The 8123-nt window shown below is 48.8% G+C and carries 10 protein-coding genes, 1 tRNA gene and 1 other RNA gene; all 12 read right to left on the bottom strand.

What is annotated here, in order from left to right; translation table 11 throughout:
* Positions 1 to 72: 72 nt before the first annotated feature.
* A non-coding RNA gene (locus ACG0Z5_RS19745) (RtT sRNA) lies at positions 73 to 285 on the bottom strand.
* A gap of 45 nt (positions 286 to 330) precedes the next feature.
* Positions 331 to 418 (bottom strand) — tRNA-Ser (locus ACG0Z5_RS19740).
* A 154-nt stretch (positions 419 to 572) separates the two neighbouring features.
* Positions 573 to 1133 carry a TetR/AcrR family transcriptional regulator gene (locus tag ACG0Z5_RS19735; RefSeq protein ID WP_394450414.1) on the bottom strand — a complete coding sequence of 187 codons (561 nt, stop codon included), beginning with the start codon at positions 1131 to 1133 and terminating at the stop codon, positions 573 to 575.
* A 97-nt stretch (positions 1134 to 1230) separates the two neighbouring features.
* Entirely contained in the window at positions 1231 to 1725 is a 495-nt protein-coding gene (msrA, locus tag ACG0Z5_RS19730) for a peptide-methionine (S)-S-oxide reductase MsrA (RefSeq protein WP_394450412.1), read from the bottom strand.
* On the bottom strand, positions 1715 to 2176 hold the full coding sequence (gene msrB / locus ACG0Z5_RS19725) for a peptide-methionine (R)-S-oxide reductase MsrB (RefSeq protein WP_394450411.1): 462 nt from the start codon (positions 2174 to 2176) through the stop codon (positions 1715 to 1717). The genes msrA and msrB overlap by 11 nt, the downstream gene beginning before the upstream one ends.
* A gap of 74 nt (positions 2177 to 2250) precedes the next feature.
* Positions 2251 to 2394, bottom strand: a complete 144-nt coding sequence (locus ACG0Z5_RS19720; protein ID WP_394450420.1) for a DUF1471 domain-containing protein — start codon at positions 2392 to 2394, stop codon at positions 2251 to 2253.
* 319 nt (positions 2395 to 2713) lie between these two features.
* The gene (locus ACG0Z5_RS19715; RefSeq protein WP_394450410.1) at positions 2714 to 3121 is read right to left on the bottom strand and encodes a cupin domain-containing protein; all 408 of its coding nucleotides are present in this window, start codon (positions 3119 to 3121) and stop codon (positions 2714 to 2716) included.
* A 32-nt stretch (positions 3122 to 3153) separates the two neighbouring features.
* Positions 3154 to 3504, bottom strand: coding sequence for a RidA family protein (locus tag ACG0Z5_RS19710; protein WP_394450409.1), 351 nt, complete (start codon positions 3502 to 3504; stop codon positions 3154 to 3156).
* Between the two features lie 48 nt (positions 3505 to 3552).
* Positions 3553 to 4191, bottom strand: a complete 639-nt coding sequence (locus tag ACG0Z5_RS19705; protein WP_394450407.1) for a cytochrome P460 family protein — start codon at positions 4189 to 4191, stop codon at positions 3553 to 3555.
* Between the two features lie 74 nt (positions 4192 to 4265).
* Positions 4266 to 5528, bottom strand: coding sequence for a c-type cytochrome (locus ACG0Z5_RS19700; RefSeq protein WP_394450404.1), 1263 nt, complete (start codon positions 5526 to 5528; stop codon positions 4266 to 4268).
* Between the two features lie 20 nt (positions 5529 to 5548).
* A complete protein-coding gene (locus ACG0Z5_RS19695) occupies positions 5549 to 7327 on the bottom strand; it encodes a GMC family oxidoreductase (protein ID WP_394450402.1) in 1779 nt (592 codons plus the stop codon).
* The gene (locus ACG0Z5_RS19690; RefSeq protein WP_394450400.1) at positions 7328 to 8047 is read right to left on the bottom strand and encodes a gluconate 2-dehydrogenase subunit 3 family protein; all 720 of its coding nucleotides are present in this window, start codon (positions 8045 to 8047) and stop codon (positions 7328 to 7330) included.
* Positions 8048 to 8123 lie beyond the last annotated feature (76 nt).

Genomic DNA, 8123 nt, shown 5'->3' with positions numbered 1-8123 from the left:
TCTCATCCCCCCTTGTCGGGAGAATATAAAAGAAAAAAGCCCGTACTTTCGTACGAGCTTTCATCTCGAATATGGCGGTGAGGGGGGGATTACTCGGCCCATCCATGGGCCTCGCCCCTTTGGGGCCAACGCAAGCGTTGTTCAAAAACGCTCCCGGCGTTTTTTGTGATTCGCTACGCTCACCCTGCGGGCAGCCCGTCCGCAAGCGTCCGGTCTGTCCAACTGGCTGGCGCCAGTTGTCGAACCCCGGTCGGGGATTCTCATCCCCCCTTGTCGGGAGAATATAAAAGAAAAAAGCCCGTACTTTCGTACGAGCTTTCATCTCGAATATGGCGGTGAGGGGGGGATTCGAACCCCCGATACGTTGCCGTATACACACTTTCCAGGCGTGCTCCTTCAGCCACTCGGACACCTCACCATATTGTTCGCTGCCTGACCTCTCGGGGGCAACGGGGCGGTACTATAGGGATTTGGATGAAAACGGTCAAGGATATTTTCTTGATTTTGATGCGTTCGGTTAAGCATTGAGCGTCTGCCCACAGGCGAATGAGCTAATCCCTGAAAATACATACTTAGAGGCGACAACTCACCAGCTGTTGTACGGCTAACTTCGTGCGCTCGGAAGCGTTATGCGGCGGGAGACGGTTGAACATCAGCGCGCCCTTAACGGCGCAATTAATGATAATCGCAAGATCCGTGGGATCACTGCTGAATGCCAGTTCACAGCTGTCTCGTCCTGTCTGCAAAATATCAGCGATGATCCGCAGGTCCGTTTGTGCCAGCCGACTTACCGCTTCCTGCAGAGCCGGTTCGAACATATTGCAGTCAGACAACATGGCATGGACGCCACACATTTGCCCCGATTGCGCGCAGTACGCGAAAGCATCAATGTACGCCTCGAGGCGGGCTTTCCCAGCGGGGAGCACTAGCAGTTTCTCTTCCATCTGCAGGAGCCGCGTCTCTTTGCGTTCACAATAAGCAATGCCCAGATCGGTTTTGGTTGGGAAATGATAGTGAATACTGGCCTTGCGGATCCCCAGCCCTGTTGCCAGGTCAGCATAACTGAATCCCTGGTAGCCATTTTCCTGGATAAGGGTATCAGCCAGGTCAAGGAGGCTATCGTAGGTGGACATAACTTTTCTCCGGGCAACGGTGTGTCAGTGGTTCTGTTAATCGCAAATACGTCCGGAAACATTAAGGTCGCCGGACGTGGGGGGTAGGATAGCAGAATTATTCAGGAAGCTGCCATTCGGGACGGGCAAAATGGCAGGTGTAACCGTTCGGATGGTGCTGCAGATAATCCTGATGCTCCGGCTCGGCAAGCCAAAACTCACTGGCCTTTTCCACTTCAGTCACTATCACCCCTGGCCAGATACCCGATGCATCCATCTGCTCTATCAGCCGAATGGCTTCTTGCCTCTGCTCCTCCGTGGTCCAGAAGATGGAAGAGCGGTAACTGGAACCAATATCATTACCCTGGCGACGTATCGTACTAGGGTCATGTATTTGAAAAAATTGCTTCAGCAATGTTCGAAAACTCAGCCGGGCAGGGTCAAAAACCACTTTCACCGCTTCGGCATGTCCTGGATGGTACCCATAGGTAGGGTTATCATTGCGTCCGCCGATATAACCTACTTCGGTGGTGATAACCCCCTCCAGGTGACGCAATAGTTCTTGCATACCCCAGAAACAACCGCCCGCCAGAATTGCAGTTTCAGTTTTCATGCTGACCTCCTGTTTCAAACAATGTAGCGTATTCTTCATAGCCTTCCTGAGCCAGACGATTTACCGGGATAAAGCGCAGTGAGGCAGAGTTAATACAATAGCGCAGCCCACCTTTGTCCTTTGGCCCGTCCGGGAAAACATGTCCCAGATGACTATCAGCATGACGGGAGCGAACTTCGGTGCGGATCATGCCGTGGCTGCGGTCACTCAAATTACGGACATTATCTTCCAGTGGCTGGCTGAAAGCGGGCCATCCGCAACCAGAATCAAACTTGTCGTGCGATGAAAACAGCGGCTCGCCGGAGACGATATCGACATAAAGACCCTCTTCGAAATGTTTGTCGTACTCACCTGTAAAGGGACGCTCGGTGGCACTTTTCTGTGTAACGTTGAACTGCACTTCCGACAGGTTTTTAACCGCTTGAAGATCCTTACAATAATTTTTGCTCATGGTGTGGCCTCTTGTTCAGATTCTGTTTTGGAACGTCACCGGCGCATATCTGGCATCGGTGACCGGTGTCGTTTTCAGCGATACAAGGTGGCTGTACCGGAGTAAGGAGACATATTACTCACGCTGGTGATGCGGTAACCGGATGCCCCTTTTTGTTCCGCTTTAGCCATCAAAAGAGTGTTGAGGTCATCAGGTGTTGATGCACCGCTTGCGGAAATAGCCCCAACCCGTACTCGTTTTTATGTGTTGCTGAAACCAAGACTATCAACTAGTAGGTAGGTGTGCAAGTGCAAAAAATACCCTCTGCAGAAAAAAGTGATAAATAGCACCTAAAATGGGTGGTGCCTGAGTAGAAATATATGACGCACTCCCTGTTGGTATCATGATTAGGCCTGAGGTGATGACGGGAAGGGTAGGGTAAAGAGAGAGTTACCGCGTAATCGGTATGAGGATTCGATTCCCCTATCAAAAGCGATAACTCTCAATCGTTTCAGGCTTTATGCCACAGCGATTCATGCCTGTGACAGGCTAAATTGCTTAGCAACCGCTTTTACAGGTTTCGGTTGTCGGGCCGTCATCAATGAGGTCAAAGGTCAAAACACGAAGTGGTACAACATCAGAACGGTTTTTGATCCAATGTTCGGTATCGTTAAATTCAGCGAAGCAATCGCCTTCTTTCCAGATACGAACCCCAGTGTGCTGGTTGCTGTGTTCCTCACCCGATCCCTGAAGCACGTACAGTAGCGCCGGGCGATTCTTGTGTGAATGAAGGGCAATGATCTTCCCGGGGTGACATTCAAGTACGCGACAGCGCATACGGCGTTCAAGAAGCGGTTTAGCCCCTTCGGGAACGACGATATCAGCCATATTAATCGCCGCCAACTCGGTGGAGATTTCGTCATCATTTAACGCAACGGTTTCTTTCGGGTATGTTTCATTTTTCATTGCACGTTTCCTTATATAAGGGGAATTATCAATCAAACACCAACAAAAACTTGCACTTCAACCAACCACTCAGGTTTAGCCAGACGAACTACCTGAATAGCTGAGCGTGAAGGTGATTGCTGGTTATCCACGTCAATCCATTGATCCCAGACAGCATTAAAAGCGTCATACGTGTTCATGTCTGTCAGGAATATGTTGGCATAAAGAATGTTGGACTTATGGGTACCCGCTTTTTGCAAAAGAGCATCAATATTGTGGAAAAGACTTTCCGTCTGCGCTGTTACGTCAACGCCTTCTGAAACCTGGCCTGACAATACGAGTAAGTTCCCGAGTTGCGATGCCTGACTCATTCGCGAGCTGGTGTCGATACGTTTTATTAACATGGTGTCTCCCAGGTTAAATAATTGAGAATGATAATGCTAATCAACTGATTACGGATTATTAGGGCTGGTTCTGTCGAGTCCGATTTTTTGTGCAGCGAAAACATAATCCTGATCGCTGGCATGCGTGATATGACACGCTAAACACTTCGACACGGGTTCTACTTTTGCGGTTTCAGGGTAAGGGGGTTTCACATTTCCGGTAGTGAAAAATGCCCAGTTACCTGCCACGTCAGGGAACCGTTTTTTATCTTTGACCATGTAGCCGTAGCCGGTGTAGCTTTCCTGGAATATCGCCGTACCGAATGGCGTTTTGCAGACGTGTGAAACTTTATCGCAGTTTTCACCATTTTCAGCATCAGTGAACTCTTTCACAATCTGTGAACCATCGGCCCAATTCCCTGTGGCCATATAGTGTCGATATGCGCTTGGTTCGATATAGGTGTTGGCAATGAGTGGCGCGACAATTTTACTGTTATCGAAAAGATTATTGCCGCTTTCTTTCACAAACGTCCCCACATGAACCCAGTGGTGAAAATCCTTCGGAAGATTAACCGAACCATCTGTCTGAAAGTGTGCTCTGACGATTTGCTCATTATCAGTAGGCGCGTCCATTTTACTAACGGCGAAAACGGTTGTTGCCTGGGAAAATAGCGCCAGGGCGAGTATCAATACATATTTATTTCTCATCCTTACCTCTGTATTAAGTGAATATAACCCTTACCACTCATCGACGAAGTCGAGTTACTGCTGCTTCCGGGAGATCATTTTTTCTGTGATGACATGATGCTTTCCCGAATCTTTTTGACATCTTTCTCCGTGACCGGAGACGCATGGTTTCCCCAGCTGTTACGAATAAAGGTGGCGACTTCTGCGACCTGTTTATTACTCAGTTGACCGGCAAAGTCGGGCATAGTAATTCCCGTGATGTCGCTCTCGGTGACAGGCTGAGCACCACCCAGGAGGATCATGCTTATCACCGAGGAAGGGTCATCGCTGAGTAATGCTGGGTTATGAGCAAGCGGCGGGAAGATCCCGCTATAGCCTTTCCCATCGCTGCGATGGCAAGCTGCACAGCTATCAACGTAGGTTTGCGCCCCGGTAGCACGGGTATCACCCTTCGCTAATGCTTGTGCTGTTGTTGGCTCGTCAATCAGTACGGTGTCATTCTTTTTCCCTGGAAGGGATTTAAGGTACACAGCGATTGCATTCAGGTCTTCGTCCGTCATCTGATGGGTACTTTTGGTGATGACTTCTTTCATCGGGCCAAAGGCGGTTGTGTGGGCGTTTTTCCCGGTATCCAGAAAATCGACGATATCTTGCTGTGACCACTTACCTAAACCAAAGACGTAGTCACCCGTCAGCGCTGGAGCATACCAATTATCAATTTTGCCCCCGGTCAGGTAGTCCGAGTCGGTGTGATCCAGTGCTTTTTCCTGAAACGCCACCCCTCTCGGAGTGTGGCAAGCACCACAGTGGCCCAGAGATTGAACGAGATAGGCCCCGCGCAACCATTGTGGATCCGTTGATTTAGGCTTTTCTGCTGAATCGCTGGCAAAGAGCCATTTCCAGATATGAAGCGGCCAGCGCATGTTCAGCGGCCAGGGAATATCGGTCGCGTGATTTGGATTAACCTGAGGCTGTACACCATTCTTGAAGTAAGCAAACAGATCACGGACATCGTTGTCGCTCAGTCGAGAGTAAGACGGGTAGGGCATGGCCGGGTAAAGAATGCTGCCGTCTTTTGCAATACCTTGCCTTACCGCACGCTCAAAGTCCTCGTAACGGTAATCCCCAATACCCGTTTTCTTATCCGGGGTAATGTTAGTGGAGTAGATATTGCCTACGGGGCTGCCTATTTTTAGCCCACCCGCAAAGGGTTTGGTATCATCAATGGTATGACACGCACCGCAGTCAGCGGCGGTTGCCAGATAACGCCCATGTTCGATAGAGGCTTCTTCGTCTGCATAAGCGGCCTGCGAACATAGAACCATGGCGCAAACACAGGCAAAGGGATACAGCATCATTCTCATCATTATTTCCTTATCTATGCCTGAACCAATGCACCCGGATTATTCAAATAGCGCGTCCGGATTTCGTTAGCGGAAAATAACGTGGTTGCACAAACGATCCCTGTCGGGTTGTATGCAAGATTTTGCGGAAAACAGCTTGCTCCGGTGACAAACAGATTCGGCACGTCCCAACACTGCAAATATTTATTAACGACACTGTTCTGAGGGTTGTCCCCCATGATGGCGCCGCCCGTTGTATGCGTGGATTGATAAGGGCGAACATCGTAGTGACTCTCCATATTCTTAAAGCCAAGCTGATAGCTTGAAGGGTTCATCTCTTTGGCGATGCCCTCGGTTTTTCCTTTAATGAATTGGGTCATTTTCAGTTCATTCTGTTGCCAGTCGAACGTCATTCTCAGCAGCGGTTGGCCGTACGCATCTTTATAGGTTGGATCAAGATCCAAATAACATTGACGATAGGGCATGACCGAGCCTGAAGAGCCAATGCCAATGGTGTGCAGGTAATGTTCTTTGATGGATGATTTCCAAGCGCTACCCCATTGCGGAGTCCCTTTTGGTAACGACATTTGCTGAATAGGTCGCCCGCCTGTAATGGTCTGAGAAATGGTTGCACCACCAATAAACCCAAGGGCGGAATGATCAAAGTTTTCTGAATTGAAATTATCAATGAACGTCGAAGTCGCTCCTGTTGCGGCAAAGGGATTGAAAATGTGTTCCTTGTCGAAAAACAGACTGACTCCACCGGTCATTTGATAGGCATAGTTTTTCCCCACTACCCCTTCGCCTGTGACCGGGTCGTAAGGTTTGCCAATCCCTGACAACAACAACAATCGGACGTTGTGTAACTGGAAGGCACTGAGGATAACCAGGTCTGCCGGTTGTTCTATTTCATTCCCCTGCGCGTCAATATAGGTAACGCCGGTTGCGGTGGTTCCACAACTGTCTGTATTAATTCGAATAACGTGGGCCTGGGTTCGTAGTTCAAAGTTTTTGCGCTGGCGTAAAGCCGGTAGTACACAGCTTTGTGGCGAACCTTTGGCATAGCAGAAGCAACCGAAACGTTCGCAGTAGCCGCAATAATTACACACGCCTAACTGCACGTTATAAGGATTGATCCACGGTTCGCTCGTGTTCGCTGCCGGGCAGGGGAAAGGATTGTAGCCGAGGTTTTCAGCGGCTTTCGCAAATAACTCTCCGCTATACAGGCGTTGCAGTGGTTTGGTGGGATAGCCGTTTTTCCGGGGGGCTTCGAAAGGATTACCACCTGGCTGGAGGTTTCCGTTGATATTGCCCGCCTGACCTGCGGCACCCACGATTTTTTCGAACTTATCAAACCAAGGTTCCATCTCGGCATAGGTGAAAGGGTAGTCCTGTAACGTCATGTCGTCCGGGATAAAATCGGCACCATATTTTTCGATGACCGTGGAACGCATTTTGATATCCGCTTCCAGAGGTCGCCAAAGCATGCCATTCCAGTGAGTTCCGGCACCACCGACACCATCGCCTGGGAGAAATGAACCAAAACGGCGATAAGGTAACGCGGTTTGTGCAGAGTTATGACGTACTGAGACGGTCTCCTTTGCGGCATTTTGAAATAACTTTAACCGTACTGCGTAAGTTAATTCATCGGCGATACGCGGATACGCAAAATCAGGGTAAGTGTCTCGATCCTCTCCACGCTCCAATGCCAAAATGGAAAGACCACTGTCTGCTAATTCCATTGCCATCAAGGAGCCTGTCCAACCAAATCCAACAATGACCACATCAACAGAGGGGTTTGTTTTCTTATTCATTTATGTGCCCCTTTTACGAGAAATACTGACTGGACCATAGGGATAAGGTTGTCCGGGACGATGTACGGTATCCAGATAATCAGCTCTGGCACCCGGGAAACCAATTAATTTCCACGATGCAAGGGTTTGATTTCCTCCGTGGACAGGATCGGCTAAATAGCCTTCTTTGGTATTTTCTAACAACTGGGTGAAAAAAAGCTTGCTATTGATATTGCCATCCTGGATAGCGTCTTTTTCAGCCTCGCGCAGAATATTGTCCTGTTCGGCTATATTAAGCAGATGGAACGGTTTTCCATATTTTTTTATGCAATGGTTGTTGAGCATTTTTATCCCCTGTCGATAAATTTCGCGAGGGACGAAATGTGACTGATATCCCAATTCAGGAATTGCGGAAACAAACGGTGGATGCATGTACCATAATTGCCCCCAGCCATACGGCATTTCCATTTGCTTATCGATAAATATTGGCACCCCTTCGCTGACACCCCCGGGACCATTCTCATCTACGGGGATTAAGCGATCGACAGCCGCGAGTATAAAATCCCACTCACTGTTATTAAAAAAATTCGGCATGTAATCATTAACTACCCCTTCAGATCCAGTTGCTGCGGAAGCTGATGTCATCACACTCGGTGCAACGATAGTTAATGGTATTAATGACAATGATTTACGCAAAAAATCTCTTCGCGTTGTTTGTGGTTTTTCTTTATCTTTCGGCATAGTGTCACCAAGTAATATCAATATTACTTTAATCCCAATGTCGCCATTCAAGGCAAAAGGTTGACCATCAATAAAT

The organism is Scandinavium sp. M-37 (assembly GCF_043558715.1).
Lineage (GTDB): Bacteria > Pseudomonadota > Gammaproteobacteria > Enterobacterales > Enterobacteriaceae > Scandinavium > Scandinavium vulneris_A.
This window is presented reverse-complemented; position numbering and strand designations above follow the sequence as displayed.